Origin of the sequence: Aeromonas sp. S41-2 (assembly GCF_027705845.1) — a bacterium.
In the GTDB taxonomy this organism is placed as follows: Bacteria; Pseudomonadota; Gammaproteobacteria; order Enterobacterales; family Aeromonadaceae; genus Aeromonas; species Aeromonas hydrophila.
Window position 1 is genome coordinate 1 of sequence record NZ_JAPDCG010000005.1, and the last position, 19,777, is coordinate 19,777.

Genomic DNA, 19,777 nt, shown 5'->3' on the forward strand with positions numbered 1-19,777 from the left:
TTGGAGCGGGAAACGAGACTCGAACTCGCGACCCCGACCTTGGCAAGGTCGTGCTCTACCAACTGAGCTATTCCCGCCTGTACTGCTTGCTGCCAGTTGCCTGACAACGAGGCGCATTATACGTACCCCGAGCGCGGGCACAACCCTTTTTTCGCACTTTGAGCCCTTTCCCGTGCTGTTTGCTCAGGGTTTAGACGGCTTGCCCAAAAAATCCGCACCAGGCTGTGACCCCACAGGCGAATTTGAGATAAAGTCATTGAAATGATTAGCCTTTAGTCAGAGACTTGCTGCGGTTAGTAACCGGATTCTCAATTGAAAATCACCCGATGAAATGGATCTTCAAGCCCCGTGGGCTCAGGCCGCAGCTGATGCTGGCATTTTTCATGCTAGCCATGGTGCCCTTCCTGGTCGTCACCCTGTTTTTCCTCTATAGCCACGGCAAGGATCTCACCACCCAGACTTCCAACCATCTGGTTTCCGTTCGCAACATCAAGAAGAACCAGCTGGAAGACTATTTCGGCAACCTCAAAGAGCAGATCATCAACTTCTCCCAGCAGGATTTTGCCGGCAACAGTATCGGTCGCTTCTATGGCTTCACCGGTGCCTTCGAGAAACTCGGCACCACACCGCAGGAGGCCCGCGCCCGTGCCCAGGCCCGCTATGTGCCGGGCTCCTGGGATCAGCTGCAAAAACCCGACAGCACCAGCGACATCGAACCCTCCATCAGCGCCCTGATCCTGGCGGACGAGATGTACGGCCGGGTGCACCAGCGTTTTCACCGCGGCTACGCCGACATGGTGCGCAAGTCCAACTACAGCGACATCTTTCTCATCGATCTCAACGGCGACGTGGTCTATTCGGTCACCAAGCATGCCAACTTCGCCACCAATCTGCTCTCCGGCCCCTACCAGTCGAGCGGCCTTGGCAGCACCTTCGCCAAGATCAAGCGGCGCCTCGACGGCGGCCAGAAGCCGCAGCAGATCTTCGAGTTCACCGATTTTGGCCGCAACGAGCTGACCGGCCAGGTGGTCGCCTACATGGCCGCCCCAGTTATGCAGTACGACTATGTGCGCGGTGTGGTGATCTTCGAGCTGCTGCCGGACAAGCTCAACCAGATCATGGCGGAGCGGGAAGGGCTGGGCGAGACCGGCGAGACCATCCTCATCGGCCCGGACAAGCGGATGCGCGCCAACGCCTGGCTGGCCCCTGAATTCAGCGTGGAGAACAGCTTTCGCCCCAACTTCCGGCCGCTGCAGACCCCGCTGGTGGTCAAGGCACTCTCCGGCGAGCAGGGGGTCGGGCTGTTTCGCTCCTACCACGATGACGAGGTGCTGGCCGCCTACACCCAGGTGAAGGTGTTCGACACCGAGTGGGCCTTCATCGCCGAGATCTCCACCAGCGAGGCCTATCGCCCCATCCGCCAGCTGGAGACCCTGGTGATCCTGCTGGGGGCCGGCTCCCTGCTGCTGCTGATCCTCTTCTCTCGCTGGCTCTCCCACTCCATCACGGCGCCGCTGCGCTCCCTCACCGCCGCCGCCGAGCAGGTGGCCGACGGTGCGCTGGATCACCCCATCGCCATCGAACGCACCGACGATGACATCGACCGGCTCGCCCAGGCGTTTCGCCACATGCAGCGCTCGGTGAAGGACAAGATCGAACTCATCGAACGCCAGACCCAGGAGCTGCAACAGCAGGTCAAGCTGACCCACAAGCAGAACCTCAGTCTGCAGCAGGCGGACAAACTCAAGGATGAGCTGCTGGCCAACACCTCTCACGAGCTGCGCACCCCCATTCACGGCATCAAGGGGATGGCCGAGTCCATGCTTGCCAGCCAGCAGGACTTGACCGAAGGGCAGCAAAAACAGCTGGGGCTCATCATCAAGAGCGCCGACGGCCTGGCCCGGCTGGTGGACGATCTGCTCGACTACCACCAGATGCGCTACGGCCAGCTGGAGATCCACCCCCAGCCGGTCTCCTCCAAGGGGGTCATCCGGCTGGTGCTGGATCTCTGCCAGCACCTGGTGCAGGCCAAGCCGCTGACTCTGGTTGACATCAGCCCGGTGGAGCTGCCGCCGGTACTGGCCGACGAGCAGCGGCTCGAACAGGTGCTCTACAACCTGGTGGGCAACGCCATCAAGTACACGCCGCAGGGCAAGGTGGTGCTGAGCGCCCTAGTGGAGGGCAACTTCCTGCGCATCAAGGTGACCGACACCGGCATCGGCATAGCCCCGGATCACCTGGAGCACATCTTCGAGCCGCTGGTGCAGATGAGCCCGGAGGTCAGCAAGCAGGGGGCCGGCCTCGGCCTCTCCATCACCCGCCAGCTGGTGCACCTGATGGGGGGCGAGCTGTTCGTGGAGAGCGAGCCGAGCGTCGGCTCCACCTTCGCCTTCACCCTGCCGCTCGCCAGCGGCAAGGCGGGCAGCCTGACCCTCGACAGCCGCCAGATCGAGCACCAGCTGGTGCGCCAGCAGCCGCTGATCCTGCCGGACTGGGAGAGCGATGACCTCCCCCCTCCCCCCGAGGATGCCCCCCTCATTCTGGTGGTGGACGACGAGCCCATCAATTTGCACATACTGCGCCACCTGCTGCAGCCCTGCGGTTATCGCATCCTGCCCAGCAGCGACGGCCACGATGCGCTGGCCAAGCTGGCTCAGGAGCCGGTGGACCTCATCCTGCTGGACGTGATGATGCCCACCCTCTCCGGTTTCGACGTCTGCCGCCGGCTGCGCCAGCAACACCCCAAGGAGAAGCTGCCGGTACTGCTGCTCACCGCCCTCAACCAGCCCAAGGACATCGAGGAGGGCTTCAACGCCGGCGCCAACGACTATCTGGTCAAACCCTTCTGCAAGGAGGAGCTGTTCGCCCGGGTCAGGGCCCTGCTGGAAGCCAGCGCCGGACGCGCCTCGCTGGTGGAGAACCGCTTGCTCAAGCAGGAGATAGAGCACCGTCTGCTGCTGCAGGAGCAGCTGCATCAGGATCAGGAGCGACTGCTGGGTCTGCTCGGCGAAGGGGCCGACCCCATGGTGTTCATCGATGGTCAGGGCACAGTGCTGTTCGCCTCGCGGGCGCTGGCCCGCCTGCTGGGCCAGGAGCCGGAAGCCATGGAGGGGCAACCGCTTGACGACTGGCTGGCCAGCCCGCTCACCAGCCAGTGGCCCGATCTGCACGATCGAGGGGAGCAGCAGCTGGCGTTTCTGGTGGCCGGCCAGAAAGACGAACTCAATGCCCGCGCCTTGCCCATCAGCCTGGGGGGCCAGGCCGCCTTGGCCCTCACCCTCAGCACCGAACTGCGGCAGGACGAGAACCGGGTGATGGCGCTGGAAAACGCCCTCAAGAGCCTGTCACGCCAGGCCATCATCGAAGATGGCCAACTGCTGGGCGAGCTGAGCCGGCTGGGCGGGGAGTTCCGCTCGCTGGCCGACGACCTCATCCGCCAGCAGGATGACGAGCCCCTGCGCCGCGCCCTGGTGGACACCATGCGGCTCACCCTGGATGCCTGGCAGCAGAGCACCGGCAAGGGCAAGATAGTGCTGGCGGAGAAGAGCAAGCTGTGGCGGGTCTACATGGACCGCTCCAGCCCGCAGACCCGCACCCTCGACAAGTACCTGAGCCTGGATACCCTGCCCAAGGCGCCGCGCTGGAAGACGGTGGTCGCCACCGCCGAGTACGTGCTCAATCACGGCCCGCTCAACGAGACCCAGCGCCAGCAGCTGCACCACAGCGCCCAGACCCTGCGTCAGCTCGCCAACCGCAAGCCCTGATATCCACCGCCCAATCTGCGCCCTGGCTCACACTTGCCGGGGCGGTTTTTTTTTGTGCAGAATTAAGCCTTCGCCATACGTCAAAACGAGAGCCGATCCAATTCACACAATTGTCATGGAAGGTCGATTGACAGGGACTTATTACGCCAAAGCAATTAACATAACCTGATGATTTAAATCGAGTTAAAAGAAGTTTTGACGAAATTGACGTGAGGGCGTCGATTTTTACGATATCGACGATCTGAACAGTTGTTGTTTTCCTGTTAACTCTGCTTTGCTAGGGACGTTGGATGACACAACTACAAGGGTGCAAAACCTGGCCAACATTGAGGGCCGACCTCCCCAGCATGCGAAGTCGGTGCTCAAATCCAAACAAGGAATATAAATAAGAAAGGAAATAATATGCTTGCCAAAGTATCCAAAATCTCTACTGCTGTAATGCTGGGCACCATGATGCTTGCCGGCGCTGCCGGCAACGCCATGGCGGCCGACAACAAGACGGTGCTGACCCTGGTCGCACAACAGGAAACCGCGTGGGTCAAGAACTTCAACCCCTTCCTGCAAGCGGGTCTGTTGCACACCACTCGTCACTTCATCTATGAACCGCTGGTGATCTTCAACGATATGCAGGGTGGCAAACCCGTCTATCGTCTGGCCACCCACTACGAGTTCAGCAAGGACCTCAAGTCCGTCACCTTCGATCTGCGTGACGGCGTGAAGTGGTCGGACGGTCAGCCCTTTACCGCCGATGACATCCTGTTCTCCTTCAATCTGGTCAAGGCCAACAAGGCGCTGGACGAGCGCTCGATCTGGACCCAGATCAAGAGCGTCGAGAAGCTGGCCCCCAACAAGGTCAAGTTCGAGCTGACCGACGTCAACACCAACGTGGTGAACGATCTGGTACTGGTCCCCATCGTGCCCGAGCACCAGTGGAAGTCAGTGAAAGACCCGGTCGCCTTCACCAACGACAAGCCGGTCGGCACCGGTCCCTTCACCGAAGTGGACAACTTCTCCGCCCAGCTCTACACCCAGTGCCGCAACCCGCACTACTGGGACAACGCCAACCTCTCCATCGACTGCCTGCGCATGCCGCAGATGGCCACCAACGACCAGGTACTGGCCGCTGTGATGAAGGGTGACGTGGACTGGTTCGGCTCCTTCGTACCGGACATCGAGCGCCTCTACGTCGGCAACGATCCGAAGAACAACAAGTACTGGTTCCCGGCCTCAGGTACAGTGGCGTTCAACGTCAACTTCCAGGCCAAGAAACCGGGCAACCACGAAGCCTTCAACGACATCAATTTCCGTCGCGCCTTCTCCATGGCGATGGATCGCCAGTCCATGGTGGATATCGCGGGCTATGGCTACCCGACCGTCAACGAGTACCCGTCAGGGCTCGGCAAAGCCTTTGACTCCTGGAACAACCCGGAAGTGGACAAGAAGTACGGCAAGTACAACAAGTTCGATCTGGAAGGCGCCAAGGCCCTGCTGAAACAGGCCGGCTACAAGGATTGTGACGGCGACAAGTTCCTCGACACCCCCACCTGCCAGAAGATCGAGTTCAAGGTGCTGGTACCGAACGGCTGGACCGACTGGGTCAACACCGCCCAGATCGGCGTGGAAGGGCTGCAGGCACTGGGCCTGAACGCCAAGACCGCCACCCCGGAAGCGACCGTCTGGACCGAGAACCTCATCACCGGTGACTTCGACGTCGCCCTGCAGGGTTACTTTGCCGGTGCCAACCCGCACAAGTACTTCGAGACGGCTTTCCACTCCCGCAACATGGGTGAGCGCGGCAACCGCTTTGCGGCGCCCCGCTACAAGGATCCGGCGCTGGACAAGCTGATCGACGACTTTACCCAGACCGCCGATGCCGCCAAGCAGAAGGAGATCATGTTCGAGATCCAGGACAGGGTCGGTGCCAACCAGACCATCATCCCGGTGTTCAACAACCCGACCTGGTACGAATACAGCACCAAGCGTTTCCACGGCTGGTTCAGTGCCGACAACCCGGTCGCCAAGCCGCAGGTTCACCCGGACACCCCGGAGCGTCTGCTGCACGTGTTGTCACTCAAGCCGAACAGCTAATCAATCCCGGCCCCCTGCGGGGGGCCCTCTTCCCCGCCCATCCCCCTTTTTTCCCGGCTCTGCCGGGGTTGGGGTAACTATGCCCGGCGCGGGGCGGACCAGCAGTAAAAGGTATCATCATGGGATTCATACTGAGACGCTTTTCCTTCTATCTGGTCGCCTTTCTGGTGGCCGCCACCATCAACTTCCTGCTACCCAGAGCCATGCCGGGGGATCCCGTCTCCGTCATGTTTGCCCGGGCCGGTGCCATGATGGAACCCGCCGCCCTGGAAGCCCTCAAGGCCACCTTCGGGTTCGTGGACGGCCCCATCGGCACCCAATTTCTCACCTATGTGAAGAGTGTCTTCACCTGGGATCTCGGCACCTCGGTGCGCTACTATCCCCAACCGGTCGCCGACGTGCTCGGCCGTGCCATCGGCTGGACCCTGTTCCTGGTGGGCACCTCCACCATCCTGAGCTTCTCCATCGGCTCCATCGTCGGCATCTTCGCCGCCTGGCACCGGGGCGGACGCATGGACAGCTTCCTCTCCCCGCTCACCCTGGTGATGCAGGCCATTCCGCCGGTGGTCATCTCGCTGCTGGCACTCTTCCTGTTCGGGGTGAGTCTGGAATGGCTGCCGATTGGCTACGCCTACAGCCCGGAGATCAAGCCTGACTGGGGCTGGGAGCACATCAAGAGCATCCTGACCCACGCCATCATGCCGGTAGGCACCCTGGCCATGGTGCAGGTGGGGGGCTTTCTCATCACCATGCGCAACAACATGATCAACCTGCTGGGCGAAGACTACATCACCATGGCCAAGGCCAAGGGGCTCTCCAGCAACCGGGTGATCTTCAACTACGGCGCCCGCAACGCCATCTTGCCGAGCGTCACCGCCCTCTCCATGGCGCTGGGCTTCGTCATCGGCGGATCCCTCATCACCGAGGTGATCTTCAACTACCCGGGACTGGGTCTGACCCTCTATCAGGGCATTCTGGCCCGCGACTACCCGCTCATTCAGGGGCAGCTGCTCATCATGACCATCACCATGCTCAGCTTCAACTTCCTGGCCGACGTGCTCTACGTCTTCCTGGATCCCCGTCTGCGTACCGGAGGCAAATAAGATGCGCATGCCGACTATTCTGAAAATCCTGCTGGGCAACAAGAAAGCCGCCTGCGGCCTCTTCATCGTGGTCAGCTTCGTGCTGATGGCGCTGTTCGCCCCGCTGCTGGCCAGTTACGAGCCGACCAAGCGGGTCTCCCGCCCGCACCAGCCGCCCAGTGCCGAGTACGTGATGGGCACCACCCGCATGGGTCACGACATCTGGGCCCAGTTCACCAACGGCGCCCGCATCTCCCTGATGGTGGGCTTCGGTGCCGGCATTCTGGTGTGCGCCCTCGCCATCACGGTCGGCATCACCGCCGGCTACTTCGGCGGCGTCATAGACGAGTGCCTCACCTTCCTGATGAACGTGGTGCTGGTGATCCCCAACCTCCCCTTGCTGCTGGTGCTGGCAAGCTTTATCGGGGAGGCGTCGCCGACGGTGATCGCGCTCATCATAGGCTTTACCTCCTGGGCCTATGGCGCGCGCGTCATCCGGGCACAGACTCTGGCGCTGCGGGAGAAAGAGTTCGTCATCGCCGCCGAGGTGCTGGGCGAGCCGGCCTGGCGCATCATCCTGGTGGAGATATTGCCCAACCTCATCTCCATCATAGGGGTGAGCTTCATCGGCTCCATCATCTACGCCATCGTCACCGAAGCGACCCTGGAGTTCCTCGGCCTGGGCGACCCCACCGTAGTGAGCTGGGGCATCATGCTCTACAACGCCCAGACCTCCAGCGCCATCCTGGTCGGCGCCTGGTGGGAGATCCTGGCCCCCTGCTTCGCCATCGCCACCTTGGGCGCCGGCCTGGCCCTGCTCAACTTCGCCATCGACGAAATCGCCAACCCGCAGCTGCGCTCCCACAAGGGGCTCAATCGCTGGAAGAAACTCGCCGCCCCCGTCACCACGCCGGTGCCGGCCGTACAGGAGAAGACAGCATGAGATCGCAACAACCCCTGCTGTCGGTACGCAACCTCTGCGTCGACTACATCACCGAGAACGGCGACGTGCGCGCCGTCAACTCGGTCAGCTTCGACATCGCCCCCGGTGAAGTGTTCGGCCTGGCCGGCGAATCGGGCTGCGGCAAGTCCACCGTCGCCTTCTCGGTGGCGCGGCTGCACAAGCCGCCCGCCTACATCAGCGGCGGCGAGATCCTGTTCAAGGGGGAGAACATCCTCCACTACGGCGACGAACGCCTGCGATCCTACCGCTGGCAGCAGGTGTCGGTGGTGTTCCAGTCCGCCATGAACGCGCTCAACCCGGTGCTGCGCATGGAGGAGCAGTTCTGCGACGTGCTGCTGGCCCACAACCCGGGGCTGACCCGCTACGAGGCGATCAAGCGCGCCCAGGAGCTGCTCGCCATCGTCGACATCCACCCGAGCCGGCTCAAGGACTACCCGCACCAGTTCTCCGGCGGCATGCGCCAGCGGCTGGTGATCGCCATCGCCATGGCGCTCAACCCCGAGCTGCTCATCATGGACGAGCCGACCACGGCGCTCGACGTGGTGGTACAGCGGGAGATCCTGCAGAAGGTCTATGCGCTGAAAGAGAAGTTCAACTTCTCCATCTTGTTCATCACCCACGACCTGTCGCTCATGGTCGAGTTCTGCGATCGCATCGGCATCATGTATGCCGGTGAACTGGTGGAGGTGGCGCCGGCCAAGGCGATCCTGACCGCGCCGCTGCACCCCTATACCAAGGGGCTCGGCAACTCCTTCCCGCCCCTGCACGGGCCCAAGACGGTGCTGGAAGGGATCCCGGGCACCCCGCTCAACCTGCTGGAGGTGCCGGTGGGCTGCCGCTTTCAGGCCCGCTGCGCCAGGGTGCACGAGCGCTGCCGCCAGCAGTACACCAAACTGGCCGAGATCCGCCCCGGCCAACAAACCGCCTGCCACCTCTATGAGGCGCAGGATGAGCAACAAGATCCCCTGATCTATCTGGACAAGGCCGCTGGCTGTTAAGGATGTCTGTCATGCAAATCGCCCAAACCGACGCCCCCATCATCGAAGTCCAGCACCTCTACAAGGACTTCCCCGTCAACTCCAACGCCATCAAGAGCGGCAAGATGCGGGCCCTCTCGGACATCACCTTCAACCTGCACCGGGGCCGCGCCCTGGCGGTGGTGGGGGAGTCCGGCTCCGGCAAGAGCACCATCGCCAAGATCATCGCCAAGATGTACAAGCTCTCTGGCGGCCGCATCCTCTATCGTGGCCGCGACCTCGAGGAGTTCAACAAGGGCACCGCCCTGCTCGACTACCGCCAGAGCGTGCAGATGGTGTGGCAAGATCCGTTCGGTTCACTGAACCCGACCCACACCATCTACCACCACATCGCCCGCCCCCTGCTGCTGCACAGCAAGGTGATCGACAAGAAAGATCTGCCCGACATGGTCTACGGCCTGCTGGAGAAGGTGGGGCTCACCCCCGCCAAGGCCACCGCAGCCAAGTACCCGCACCAGCTCTCCGGCGGCCAGCGCCAGCGGGTCAACATCGCCCGCAACCTGGCGGTGGAGGCCGAAGTGGTGCTGGCGGACGAGCCCACCTCCATGCTCGACGTCTCCATTCGCATCGGCATCCTCAACCTGATGGAGCAGATGAAGGATGAGCTCGGGGTCTCCATGCTCTACATCACCCACGACATCGCCACCGCCCGCTACGTGGCCGAAGATCTGGCGGTGATGTACGTGGGCCACATGGTGGAGTGGGGCGAGGTGGACGAGATCCTGCACCACCCCCAGCACCCCTACACCCAGCTGCTCATCTCGGCGGTGCCGGACCCCGAGAAGAGCATCCACGCCGAGCTGGAGGGGGGCCGCAAGGGGGAGATCCCGCTCTGGACGCCGGAGTCCTGCGGCTGCCCGTTTGCCGGGCGCTGCAATCAGGCGATGCCCCGCTGCAAGGAGACCCTGCCCCCCGTCAGCAAGCTCGCCGACAACCACTTCGTGCGCTGCTACCTCTACCAATGACAGACCGGCCGGACACGGCGTCCGGCCACGCCTCGCCACGGGGCCGTCAGGGCCCCGCAATGTGCCTCGCCACGCCAGGCGAGCCACAGGAGTAAGACGTTGATGGAACTCTTGATCAATCAGGTGGGTTACCAGTGCGACGGGGAGAAGATCGCCCTGTTGCAGAGCGACACCGACCTCGATATCCGCGGCCACCTCAGGCTGCTGCGCCAGGATGACGAGCGCATCCTGCTGGAAATCCCGCTGCAGCCGGCCGGCCAGGTCGAGGGCTGGCAGGGGCGCCACTACTGGCGCGCCGACTTCTCCCCCTGCAAAGAGCCCGGCCACTACCGGCTGGAGGCCCTCATCCAGACGGGCACCAAGGAGCGCATCGTGCACACCGCCCCCTTTGCCATCGGCCAGGATCTGCTGGCCAGCCGCTGCCTCTCCGACGTCATTCACTACTTCAAGGGGCAGCGCGCCAGCGGCGCCTTCGATCGGGCCGACCGCAGCGCCCGCCTGTTTGGCAGCGATCAGCGCAAAGACGTGCACGGCGGCTGGTATGACGCCAGCGGGGATGTGAGCAAGTACCTTAGCCACCTCTCCTACGCCAACTACCTCAACCCCCAGCAGACCCCCATGGTGGTCTGGTCCCTGCTCAAGTGTCGCGAGCTCTTGGCCCCGCGCCAGGACATCGACGGGGTGAACCTCTGCAAGCGGCTCAACGACGAGGCACTGCACGGCGCGGATTTCCTCTGCCGGATGCAGGATGAGTCGGGCTTCTTCTACATGACCCTGTTCGACAAATGGAGCAAGGATCCCGCCCAGCGCGAGCTGTGCGCCTACGCCACCCAGCAGGGGCTCAAGTCCACCAGTTGGCAGGCGGGTTTTCGACAAGGGGGCGGCATGGCCATCGCGGCGCTGGCCCGCGCCGCCCGCGAGAGCGTCAGCGGCGACTTTGATGCCAGCCGTTACGCCGAGGCGGCCCGCCGCGGCTACCTGCACCTGCGTGAGCACAACCTGGCCTATCTGGACGACGGGGTCGAGAACATCATCGACGACTACTGCGCCCTGCTGGCCGCCATCGAACTGACTCGCACCCTGGGCTCCGAGTGGCTGACAGAGGCCAGAGTGCGGGCCGACAAGCTGTGCGCCCGCCAGCGCCCTCACCCTGAGCTCGGCCACTACTGGTCGGCCAACGAGGATGGCTCGCGCCCCTACTACCACGCCGCCGAGGCGGGCCTGCCGGTGCTGGCGCTGCTGGAGTATCTCGCCATCGAGCCGGATCCGGCGCGCCAGGGGACGGCCCAGCGCGTCATCGAACAGGCGCTGGCCGCCGAGCTGGCGCTTTGCGCCCACCCTGGCAACCCGTTCGCCCTCGCCCGCCAGTATGTGAAGGGGGTCGATGAGGCGCCCCGGGTGAGCTTTTTCATGCCCCATCACAACGAGTCGGGCTACTGGTGGCAGGGGGAGAACGCCCGGCTGGCATCGCTGGCCGCCATGGCGTTTGCCGCCGCTGCCCAGCTGCCGCGCCAGCGCAAGCCGCTTCTCACCTTCGGTCAGCACCAGCTCGACTGGATCCTGGGGCGGAATCCCTTCAACGCCTGCATGCTGGCGGGTCATGGCAGCAACAACCCCACCTACACCGCCGGTTATCCCAATGCGCTGGGGGGGATCTGCAACGGCATCACCGCCGGCTTCGATGACGAGGCGGAGATCGCATTCATTCCAGAGGCGTACAAGGATCGGCTGGATCAGAACTGGCGCTGGGGCGAGCAGTGGATACCCCACGCCGCCTGGTTTGCTCTGGCCATCACTTGGCAGAATGCGCAGGGAAATGGAGGTCGACATGATTGAGTACTGGGTCGGGGTCGATGGCGGCGGCACCCACACCCGTGCCCGCATTCGGGATCGGGCCGGCAAGCTGCTCGGCGAGGGGCGCGCCGCTGGCTCCAATCTGGAGCTCGGCATCGCGCTCGCCCACGGCAACGTGCTGGCCGCCATCGAGCAGGCCCGTATCGAGGCCGGCCTGGCTGAGAATGCCCAGCAACGGATGGGGGTCGGGCTGGCGCTTGCCTCCGCCGAGCTGGCCGACTGCTATCACGCCATGCTGACCATGCCCTTCCCCTTTGCGAGCGTGCGGCTCACCTCCGACGCCTTCGGTGCCTGCCTGGGTGCCTTTGGCGGCGAAGAGGGTGCCATCCTCATCGCCGGCACCGGCTCGGCCGGGCTCATCTATCGCCACGGCCAGCTGCACACCTGCTCCGGTCGCGGTTTTCCCATCTCGGATCTGGGCAGCGGCGCCTGGCTGGGGCTGCGCGCCATCCAGCAATCCCTGCTCTGCCACGACGGCATCCTGCCCCCCAGCACGCTGGCCATCCGCTTGCTCGATCACTTCAAGCGGGATCAGGCCGAGGTGGTGCGCTGGGCCGCCCGCGCCATTCCCGCCGACTACGGCCGCTTCGCCCCCTGGGTGTTCGATGCCGCCAGCGACGGTGACGAGCTTGCCTGCCAGCTGCTGGATGAGACCTGCCAGCAGCTGGCCACCCTGCTGGAGGGGATGCGCCAGCTGGGCGCCGACCGGATAGCCCTGCTCGGCGGCATCGGCATGCGCCTCGCCCCCCGCCTGGCGCACCTGCCGCTGGTCAGCCCCGGCGCCGATGCGCTGGAGGGGGCCATCCTGTTTGCCCGATCGGAGGCCTACCCGTGTCTGCACCCCTGAATCTGTCCCCATTCACCCCACCCCAAAGTGCGGGCCTGACCCCGGTCTGCCCGCTGCGGGGGGAGCCCATGTCAGCCCTTCGGCTCCCGGCCGGGGTTGATCAATACCACAAGGACGCTGTCTGGCTGTTCGTCCCCTTCACTCCATCAGAGGAATTTTCATGTCTGCACCCCTGATCCACACCCAGGTCGACCGACGCGACGGCGATGACGTCTGGTTTCGTTTCAGCCTGAGCCAGCTACCGGATGCCCCCTGGAAACTCCACTTCTGCCTGGCCCGCCACATCGACCCCGGCTCGGTAGAGGGGGGGGAGCTGGAGCGCCAGAGCGGCAGCTACAAGGTCTTGATCCCGCAAACGGGGGCCAGCGAGCTGTGCTTCTGCTGTCGCAACACCCCCATCAAGCGCCTCTCCGACATGCCGCGCGGCTTCTTCTTGAGCCTGCCCCAGGCCAGCGGCGGCCCCCAGCTGATGCCGGTGGCGCTGACCGGCGAGGAGCTGGGCCTGCCGCAATCCGCCACTGCGACGCCGGATCTGCCCGAGGTGGAGCCCCTCGCCGGCATCGTGCCCCAGCCGGATCGGCTGTTGCTGCTGGAGGGCAACTTCCGGCTGGCGGAGCGCGCCCACGTCAGCGGCCCGAGCCCCCTGCTCGGCCCGCTGCTGGCCCACTTCAACGAGCTGACCGGGCTCGCGCTGGCGCAGGATCACGACGCCGAGATCCGGCTGGTTGAAAGCGGTCTGGGCCCGGAGGCCTACCGGCTGACCATCACCCCGGAGGAGATAGTGATTGCCGCCAGCGGCGAGGCGGGCTGGCGCCACGGCCTCGTCAGCCTGGCCCAGTGGTATCTGCAGCACGGAGAGAGCCTGCCCTGCATCGAGCTCAGCGATGCACCGCGCTTCGGTTTTCGCGGCATCTTTCTCGACTGTGCCCGCCACTTTCACTCCCTCGCCACCCTCAAGCGCCTGCTCAGGCTGATGAGTCTCTACAAGTTCAACCGCTTCCACTGGCACCTCACCGATGACGAGGGGTGGCGACTCGAGATCAAGGCCTTCCCCCAGCTGACCGAGCTGGCTGCCTGGCGCGGCCACGCCCTGCCGGTGGGGCCCCAGCTGAGCGGCGGCCCCGAGCCCTACGGCGGTTACTACACCCAGAGCGAGGTGCGCGAGCTGGTGGCCTACGGCGCCGGGCTCGGCATCACCATCATTCCGGAAATTGACATCCCGGGTCACTGCCACGCCGCCATCAAGGCGCTGCCCGAACTGCTGGTGGAGGAGGCCGACCGCTCCCGCTACCTGTCGGTGCAATATTTTGACGACAACGTGCTCAACCCGGCGCTGCCCGGCACCTACCGCTTCCTGGAAGCCGTGATGGACGAGGTGTGCGAACTGTTCCCGGGGCCGCTGGTGCACATGGGGGGGGACGAGGTGCCCGCCGGGGTCTGGACCGACAGCCCCGCCTGCCAGCAGCTGATGAAGCAGCAGGGGTATCAGGATTGCCGCGAGCTGCAGGGCCACCTGCTGCGCCACTGTCAGCAGTACCTGGCCGGCAAGGGCAAGCGGATGCTGGGCTGGGAGGAGATTTTGCTCGGTGACAAGGTGAGCCGGGACGCCACCATCTTCGCCTGGACCAGCTTCCAGGCCGGGCTCGACGCCGCGACGGCGGGTTATCCGGTGGTGATGGCACCGGCCCAGCACCTCTATCTGGATCTGGCCTGGAGCCAGGACATCCATGAACCCGGCCTCTACTGGGCGGGCACCCTCAATCTGGCGCAGGTCTACGCATGTGACCCGGCCCCAGCCGATTTCCATGCCAACGATAACATCCTGGGGGTGCTGAGCCCCTTATGGTCGGAGCTGATCACCTCTCGCGATCGCCTCGACTATATGTTGTTCCCGCGCATGCTGGCGACCGCCGAGGTGGCCTGGAGCGACCCCGCCCGCAAGGCGTGGGAGCACTTCGCCGCCCGTCTGCCGGGCCAGCTGCAGATCCTCGACCAGCTTCAGGTGCGTTACCGGGTACCACAGAGGTAGTGTTATCTTTTTTCCTTGGCGGCCCGATGGCCGCCTTTTTTTACGATTCGCCAACAAAACATCAACTTGCCCCTACCATTCATCCGTCATTGTTGGCAAAATTCAGCCCCCTATGAAGCCGGTCTGCCGCCTGCTGGCACGAGCCTGCAGCCACCTCCAGATCTGCCACAATAACAACGACAAAGTTATCAACAAGAACATCGGAGCGTATTCCTATGGCCCGCAGAGACGTCCATACCCTGGACAGCGAAGTGGAGTTTCCTGCCGACGAACAACTGGTTTCCACCACGGATCTGCGCGGGGTGATCACCTACGCCAACCCAGCCTTCTGCCGCATCGCCGGCTACCCCGTCGAGGAGCTGGTCGGCCACAATCACAACCTGGTACGCCACCCCGACATGCCCAAGGCCGCCTTCGCCGATCTCTGGGCCCGCCTCAAGGAGGGCAAACCCTGGCGCGGCATGGTGAAGAACCGCTGCAAGGATGGCTGCTACTACTGGGTCGATGCCTATGTGACCCCCATCTACGAGGGCAACCGGATCAGCGGCTACCAGTCGGTGCGCTGCAAGCCGGATCCCCAGCTCAAGCGCATCGCCAGCCAGACCTACCAGGCCCTGCTCAAGGCGGAGCGCGGCACCAGCCGCCGCCTCCCCTCTCTCGCCCGTGCCCGCCTGCCGGTGCTCGCGTTGTTGCTGCTCGGCCTGCTGGGCTGGGCCGCCAGCAGTCAGGGCCCGACGACAGCCCTGCTGATGCTGCTGCCCCTGTTGCTCATCGGCGGCGCCTACTGGCGCGAGCTCTTCGCCCTGCCGCTCTATCTGCAGCAGCTCGGTCGCGAATACGACAGCCTGACCCGGCTGGTCTACTCCGGGGACGCCCCCGGCGCCATCGCCGACTTTCACATCAAGATGCTGCAGGCCCGCATCCGCACCGTGCTGGGCCGGGTCAACGATGCGACCAATCCGCTGCAGACCCTGGCCACCAACCTGAAACAGGCCTCCCATCAGGCCTGCCTCGACATCAACGAGCAGGATGCCCAGACCCAGCAGATGGCCGCCGCCATGACCCAGATGGCCAGCACGGCCCACGAGATTGCCCGCAACATCCAGGACTCCAACGGTCAGGTCAGCGAGGCGCGCAGCCGCTGCCAGCACACGGACAAGCAGCTGGCCCAGACCGAGCAGCGCATCGAGCAGCTCGCCAGACAGGCGGAGCAGGCCTTCAACTCGGCGGTGGAGCTGGCCAGCGAGTCGGAGCGGATCGGCAGCGTGATGGGGGAGATCCAGGGCATCGCCGACCAGACCAACCTGTTGGCGCTGAACGCCGCCATCGAGGCGGCCCGGGCCGGCGAGCAGGGGCGCGGCTTCGCGGTGGTGGCCGACGAGGTGCGGACCCTGTCGACCCGTACCCACAAGGCGACCGAGCAGATCCAGGGCAGCATCCAGCAGATCCAGCACACCCTGGGCCGCTGGAAGGGGATGATGCAGGAGAACCTGCAGCAGACCCGCGAATGCGCCGAAATGACCCGCCAGGGCTCCAGCAGCCTGCATACCGTGCTTCAGGAGATCGAGCTGGTCACCGAGTTCTCCACCCAGATCGCCGCCGCCGCCGAGCAGCAGCAGACGGTGGTGGAGGACATCAGCCGCAGCATCAACCAGATCTCCGAGTACTCCCACGCCAACAGCCAGAAGATGCAGGAGGTCGACGACTCCAGTCAGGAGCTGCTGGAGCGGGCCAAGCAGCTCAAGGGGCTCAGCCAGACCTTCGGCTGACCCATTTGCCAGCCACCCGACAGAAGCGCCACAATGGCGCTTCTGTCGTTATTGACGAGTGATCCGGATGAGAATGGAATCGACCCCTGCCCCGCTGAACAAGGTTGCCCGCATCGAGGCGATCCTCGCCCTGATCCCGGCTGGTCGCGTGGTGAGTTACGGCCAGGTGGCGGATTTGGCGGGGCTGCCCGGTCGAGCCAGGCTGGTGGGCAAGGTGCTGCGGGAGACCGATAAGGTGCTGCCCTGGCACCGGGTACTGGGCGCGGCGGGCACCATTTCACTGCCCAAGGGGTCGGCAGGCTTTGAGAAACAGGCGGGATTGCTGCAGGAAGAGGGGGTGCCCGTGATTGGCGGGCGGGTCAGGATGCGAGAGTGGCAGTGGCAGCCCGACCTCGCCGAGCTGCTGTTTCTCCTGCCCTTTTGACGATGACGGCCCACCTCACCGGGTGATGGGGGCCAGGATCTCGTCGCTGCGCACCTGCACCGGGATGGTTTCGTACTCCCGCTGCAGCAGCACCAGCAGACTCTGCTTGTCTACTTCCAGCACATAGGCGGTTCCTTCCCGGGTCAGACAGGTCATTCCCGGCCGGATCTCGTTAATCTCCATCACAACCTCCGTGTCCAGCGCTGTCATCCTTGCAGCGGTTTCAGTATACCGCCATCCGAAAACAAAAAGGCCCCTGCAAGGGGCCTCTTTCATCAGAGTGTGAACTGCGCGCAATCACGCCTTCTTCGACTTGGCCAGGCTCTCCTGCCACTTGCCGTTGTCGTAGTGCGCCGTCCAGCCGGTCGCCTTGCCGTTGACCTCGGTCATCACGTACTGCTCCTTGGTCTTGCGACTGAAGCGCACGATGGCGGGGTTTCCGTCAGGATCTGACGCCGGGGCATCGGCCAGATACTGGTGCTTAGGCGACAGACGCTCCTTGAAGCGCTTGAGCTCTTCCACCAGCGGCGCACGGGTCTCGCGGGATTTCGGGAAGTTGCTGGCGGCCAGGAACAGGCCGGCCGCCCCGTCACGCAGCACGAAGTGGGCGTCGGACTGGGTGCACTTGAGCTCCGGCAGCGGGACCGGGTCTTCCTTCGGCGGCGCGATATCACCGTTTTTCAGGATCTTGCGGGTGTTCTTGCAGGTGTCGTTGGTGCACCCCATGTACTTGCCGAAGCGGCCGTTCTTGAGCTGCATCTCGGATCCGCAGCGGTCGCACTCGATGCTCGGCCCTTCGTAGCCCTTGAGCTTGAACTGGCCTTTTTCGATTTCGTAGCCATCGCAATCCGGGTTGCGACCACAGACATGCAGCTTGCGGCTGTCGTCGATGATGTAGGCATCCATGGCGGTGCCGCAAATGGTGCAGCGGTGCTTGGCACGCAGCGCCTCGGTTTCGGCCTCTTCACCGTCGGTGGCGGAGACGAACTCGTCGGCGGAGACCAGGTTGATGGTCTTCTTGCAGCGCTCTTTGGGCGGCAGAGCGTAGCCGGAACAGCCGAGGAACACCCCGGTGGTGGCGGTACGGATACCCATCTTGCGGCCACAATCCGGGCAGTCGATGTCGGTCAGCACCATCTGGTTGGCACGCATGCCCCCCTCTTCCGGCGCCTTGTCCGCTTTCTCCAGCTCCTGGGTGAACTCGGCGTAGAAGGCATCCAGCACCTTCTTCCACTCCAGGCTCCCTTCGGCGATGCCATCGAGCTTGTCTTCCATCTTGGCGGTGAACTCGTAGTTCATCAGCTCGACGAAGTTCTCCACCAGCCGGTCGGTGACGATCTCACCCATCTTCTCGGCGAAGAAACGGCGGCTCTCGACCCGCACATAACCACGGTCGACGATGGTGGAGATGATGGAAGCGTAGGTAGACGGACGGCCGATGCCGCGCTTCTCCAGCTCGCGTACCAGCGCCGCTTCGGTAAAGCGGGCGGGCGGCTTGGTGAAGTGCTGGCGCGGATCCAGCTTGACGAGTTTGAGGATCTCGCCGACGGTCACCGCCGGCAGCTGGCTGTCTTCGCCCTTGCGGCCCATGGGCGGCAGCGCCTTGGTCCAACCGGCGAAACGCAGGGTACGACCGCGCGCCTTGAGCTCGAACTCGCCTGCCTTGACGGTCAGGGTGGAGGAGTCGTACTGGGCCGGCGTCATCTGACAGGCGACAAACTGACGCCAGATGAGGTCATACAGCCGCATGGCGTCCGGCTCCATCCCTTCCAGCATCTCGGCGGTCACCAGCACGCTGGAGGGGCGGATCGCCTCGTGCGCCTCCTGGGCATTGGCCTTGGCGCCGTACAGGTTCGGATCGCTCGGCAGGTAGGCGGCGCCATACTGCTCGCCGATGTATTCCCGCACCGCCTCGACCGCCTCCTTGCTGAGGTTGGTGGAGTCGGTACGCATATAGGTGATGTAACCCGCTTCATAGAGACGCTGGGCCATCATCATGGTCTTCTTGACCCCGAAGCTCAGCCGGGTGGAGGCTGCCTGCTGCAGGGTAGAAGTGATGAAGGGGGCGGACGGCTTGGAGCCGGTCGGCTTGTCTTCCCGGTTCACCACCTTGTAGTCGACCCCTTCCAGGGCGGCCACGGCGGCGAAGGTCTCGGCCTGGGTCACCGGCTTGAAGTCGGCGCCGTTGCGGCTGACCACTTCCATCCGCAGATCGCTCTTGTCGGCGGTCAGCAGATCGGCGTTGAGATCCCAGAACTCGACCGGCACGAACGCCTTGATCTCGCGCTCTTTATCGACGATGAGGCGCACCGCGACCGACTGTACCCGACCGGCGGAGAGGCCGCGGGCCAGCTTCTTCCAGAGCAGCGGGGAGACCATGTAGCCCACCACCCGGTCGAGGAAACGACGGGCCTGCTGGGCGTTGACGCGGTGAATGTTCAGCTCGGATGGCTGGGCAAACGCCTCCTGGATGGCGGTCTTGGTGATCTCGTTGAACACCACGCGCTTGTAGCGGCTGTCGTCGCCGCCGATGATCTCGCGCAGGTGCCAGGCGATCGCTTCTCCCTCTCTATCCAAGTCGGTTGCGAGATAGATGGTGTCGGCCTTCTCGGCCAGACTCTGCAACTCGCTGACCACTTTTTCCTTGCCGGGCAAAATCTGGTAGTTGGCCTGCCAGCCTGCGGTCGGATTGATCCCCATCCGTGAGAACAGGGCATTGCGATCCTTGGCAGCCTTCTCTGCTTCGCTCAGCTTGATGCCGCGAATGACAGGTTTTTTGGGCTCGTTGCTGGCGCTGCCGCTGGTGGGCAGATCGCGCACGTGACCGACGCTGGATTTCACCACGTAGTCCTTGCCCAAATATTTGTTGATGGTCTTGGCCTTGGCCGGAGACTCCACTATGACCAGTGATTTGCCCATGCTGTAACTATTATCCTCATTGCACCCGACGGGGT

Annotated in this window: 13 protein-coding genes and 1 tRNA gene; 11 read left to right on the forward strand and 3 right to left on the reverse strand. The window is 64.0% G+C overall.

Annotation, left to right across the window (positions count from 1 at the left end):
• Position 1: 1 nt before the first annotated feature.
• A tRNA-Gly gene (locus tag OKC44_RS12830) sits at positions 2-77 on the reverse strand.
• 249 nt (positions 78-326) lie between these two features.
• Here OKC44_RS12830 and OKC44_RS12835 point away from each other — a divergent pair.
• The 11 genes from OKC44_RS12835 to OKC44_RS12885 all read left to right on the forward strand — a co-directional run bounded on the left by OKC44_RS12835 (position 327) and on the right by OKC44_RS12885 (position 16,823).
• The gene (locus OKC44_RS12835) at positions 327-3,764 is read left to right on the forward strand and encodes an ATP-binding protein (RefSeq protein ID WP_270813231.1); all 3,438 of its coding nucleotides are present in this window, start codon (positions 327-329) and stop codon (positions 3,762-3,764) included.
• A gap of 402 nt (positions 3,765-4,166) precedes the next feature.
• Positions 4,167-5,852: an ABC transporter substrate-binding protein gene (locus OKC44_RS12840; RefSeq protein WP_011706882.1), complete on the forward strand. Its 1,686-nt coding sequence runs from the start codon at positions 4,167-4,169 to the stop codon at positions 5,850-5,852.
• A 119-nt stretch (positions 5,853-5,971) separates the two neighbouring features.
• Complete coding sequence (locus OKC44_RS12845) at positions 5,972-6,955, forward strand: ABC transporter permease (protein WP_011706883.1); 984 nt, start codon at positions 5,972-5,974, stop codon at positions 6,953-6,955.
• A gap of 1 nt (position 6,956) precedes the next feature.
• A complete protein-coding gene (locus tag OKC44_RS12850; RefSeq protein WP_011706884.1) occupies positions 6,957-7,877 on the forward strand; it encodes an ABC transporter permease in 921 nt (306 codons plus the stop codon).
• A complete protein-coding gene (locus OKC44_RS12855; RefSeq protein WP_011706885.1) occupies positions 7,874-8,896 on the forward strand; it encodes an ABC transporter ATP-binding protein in 1,023 nt (340 codons plus the stop codon). Before OKC44_RS12850 ends, OKC44_RS12855 begins: the two co-directional genes overlap by 4 nt.
• 11 nt (positions 8,897-8,907) lie before the next feature.
• Entirely contained in the window at positions 8,908-9,900 is a 993-nt protein-coding gene (locus OKC44_RS12860; RefSeq protein ID WP_016351558.1) for an ABC transporter ATP-binding protein, read from the forward strand.
• Between the two features lie 102 nt (positions 9,901-10,002).
• Entirely contained in the window at positions 10,003-11,736 is a 1,734-nt protein-coding gene (locus OKC44_RS12865) for a glycoside hydrolase family 9 protein (protein ID WP_171281369.1), read from the forward strand.
• Positions 11,729-12,601, forward strand: a complete 873-nt coding sequence (locus OKC44_RS12870) for a BadF/BadG/BcrA/BcrD ATPase family protein (RefSeq protein ID WP_171281370.1) — start codon at positions 11,729-11,731, stop codon at positions 12,599-12,601. The genes OKC44_RS12865 and OKC44_RS12870 overlap by 8 nt, the downstream gene beginning before the upstream one ends.
• A 160-nt stretch (positions 12,602-12,761) precedes the next feature.
• Positions 12,762-14,630: a beta-N-acetylhexosaminidase gene (locus tag OKC44_RS12875; RefSeq protein WP_270813239.1), complete on the forward strand. Its 1,869-nt coding sequence runs from the start codon at positions 12,762-12,764 to the stop codon at positions 14,628-14,630.
• 215 nt (positions 14,631-14,845) lie between these two features.
• Positions 14,846-16,399, forward strand: a complete 1,554-nt coding sequence (locus OKC44_RS12880; protein ID WP_270813240.1) for a methyl-accepting chemotaxis protein — start codon at positions 14,846-14,848, stop codon at positions 16,397-16,399.
• A gap of 67 nt (positions 16,400-16,466) precedes the next feature.
• Positions 16,467-16,823, forward strand: coding sequence for an MGMT family protein (locus OKC44_RS12885; protein ID WP_102988225.1), 357 nt, complete (start codon positions 16,467-16,469; stop codon positions 16,821-16,823).
• A 15-nt stretch (positions 16,824-16,838) separates the two neighbouring features.
• Here OKC44_RS12885 and OKC44_RS12890 read toward each other — a convergent pair whose 3' ends face one another.
• Positions 16,839-17,006, reverse strand: a complete 168-nt coding sequence (locus tag OKC44_RS12890) for a hypothetical protein (protein ID WP_005303277.1) — start codon at positions 17,004-17,006, stop codon at positions 16,839-16,841.
• Positions 17,007-17,120: 114 nt separating this feature from the next.
• Positions 17,121-19,742 (reverse strand): type I DNA topoisomerase, encoded by a 2,622-nt coding sequence (gene topA, locus OKC44_RS12895; protein ID WP_118880722.1) that lies wholly within the window; start codon positions 19,740-19,742, stop codon positions 17,121-17,123.
• Between the last annotated feature and the right edge of the window lie 35 nt (positions 19,743-19,777).

What these genes read in the sequence shown, in the direction of transcription:
- OKC44_RS12890 (WP_005303277.1), bottom strand. Translation starts at nt 17,006, where the DNA reads ATGGAGATTAACGAGATCCGGCCGGGAATGACCTGTCTGACCCGGGAA.
- OKC44_RS12875 (WP_270813239.1), top strand. Translation starts at nt 12,762, where the DNA reads ATGTCTGCACCCCTGATCCACACCCAGGTCGACCGACGCGACGGCGAT.
- OKC44_RS12870 (WP_171281370.1), top strand. Translation starts at nt 11,729, where the DNA reads ATGATTGAGTACTGGGTCGGGGTCGATGGCGGCGGCACCCACACCCGT.
- OKC44_RS12840 (WP_011706882.1), top strand. Translation starts at nt 4,167, where the DNA reads ATGCTTGCCAAAGTATCCAAAATCTCTACTGCTGTAATGCTGGGCACC.
- OKC44_RS12885 (WP_102988225.1), top strand. Translation starts at nt 16,467, where the DNA reads ATGAGAATGGAATCGACCCCTGCCCCGCTGAACAAGGTTGCCCGCATC.
- OKC44_RS12835 (WP_270813231.1), top strand. Translation starts at nt 327, where the DNA reads ATGAAATGGATCTTCAAGCCCCGTGGGCTCAGGCCGCAGCTGATGCTG.
- OKC44_RS12855 (WP_011706885.1), top strand. Translation starts at nt 7,874, where the DNA reads ATGAGATCGCAACAACCCCTGCTGTCGGTACGCAACCTCTGCGTCGAC.
- OKC44_RS12880 (WP_270813240.1), top strand. Translation starts at nt 14,846, where the DNA reads ATGGCCCGCAGAGACGTCCATACCCTGGACAGCGAAGTGGAGTTTCCT.
- OKC44_RS12865 (WP_171281369.1), top strand. Translation starts at nt 10,003, where the DNA reads ATGGAACTCTTGATCAATCAGGTGGGTTACCAGTGCGACGGGGAGAAG.
- OKC44_RS12845 (WP_011706883.1), top strand. Translation starts at nt 5,972, where the DNA reads ATGGGATTCATACTGAGACGCTTTTCCTTCTATCTGGTCGCCTTTCTG.
- OKC44_RS12860 (WP_016351558.1), top strand. Translation starts at nt 8,908, where the DNA reads ATGCAAATCGCCCAAACCGACGCCCCCATCATCGAAGTCCAGCACCTC.
- topA (WP_118880722.1), bottom strand. Translation starts at nt 19,742, where the DNA reads ATGGGCAAATCACTGGTCATAGTGGAGTCTCCGGCCAAGGCCAAGACC.
- OKC44_RS12850 (WP_011706884.1), top strand. Translation starts at nt 6,957, where the DNA reads ATGCGCATGCCGACTATTCTGAAAATCCTGCTGGGCAACAAGAAAGCC.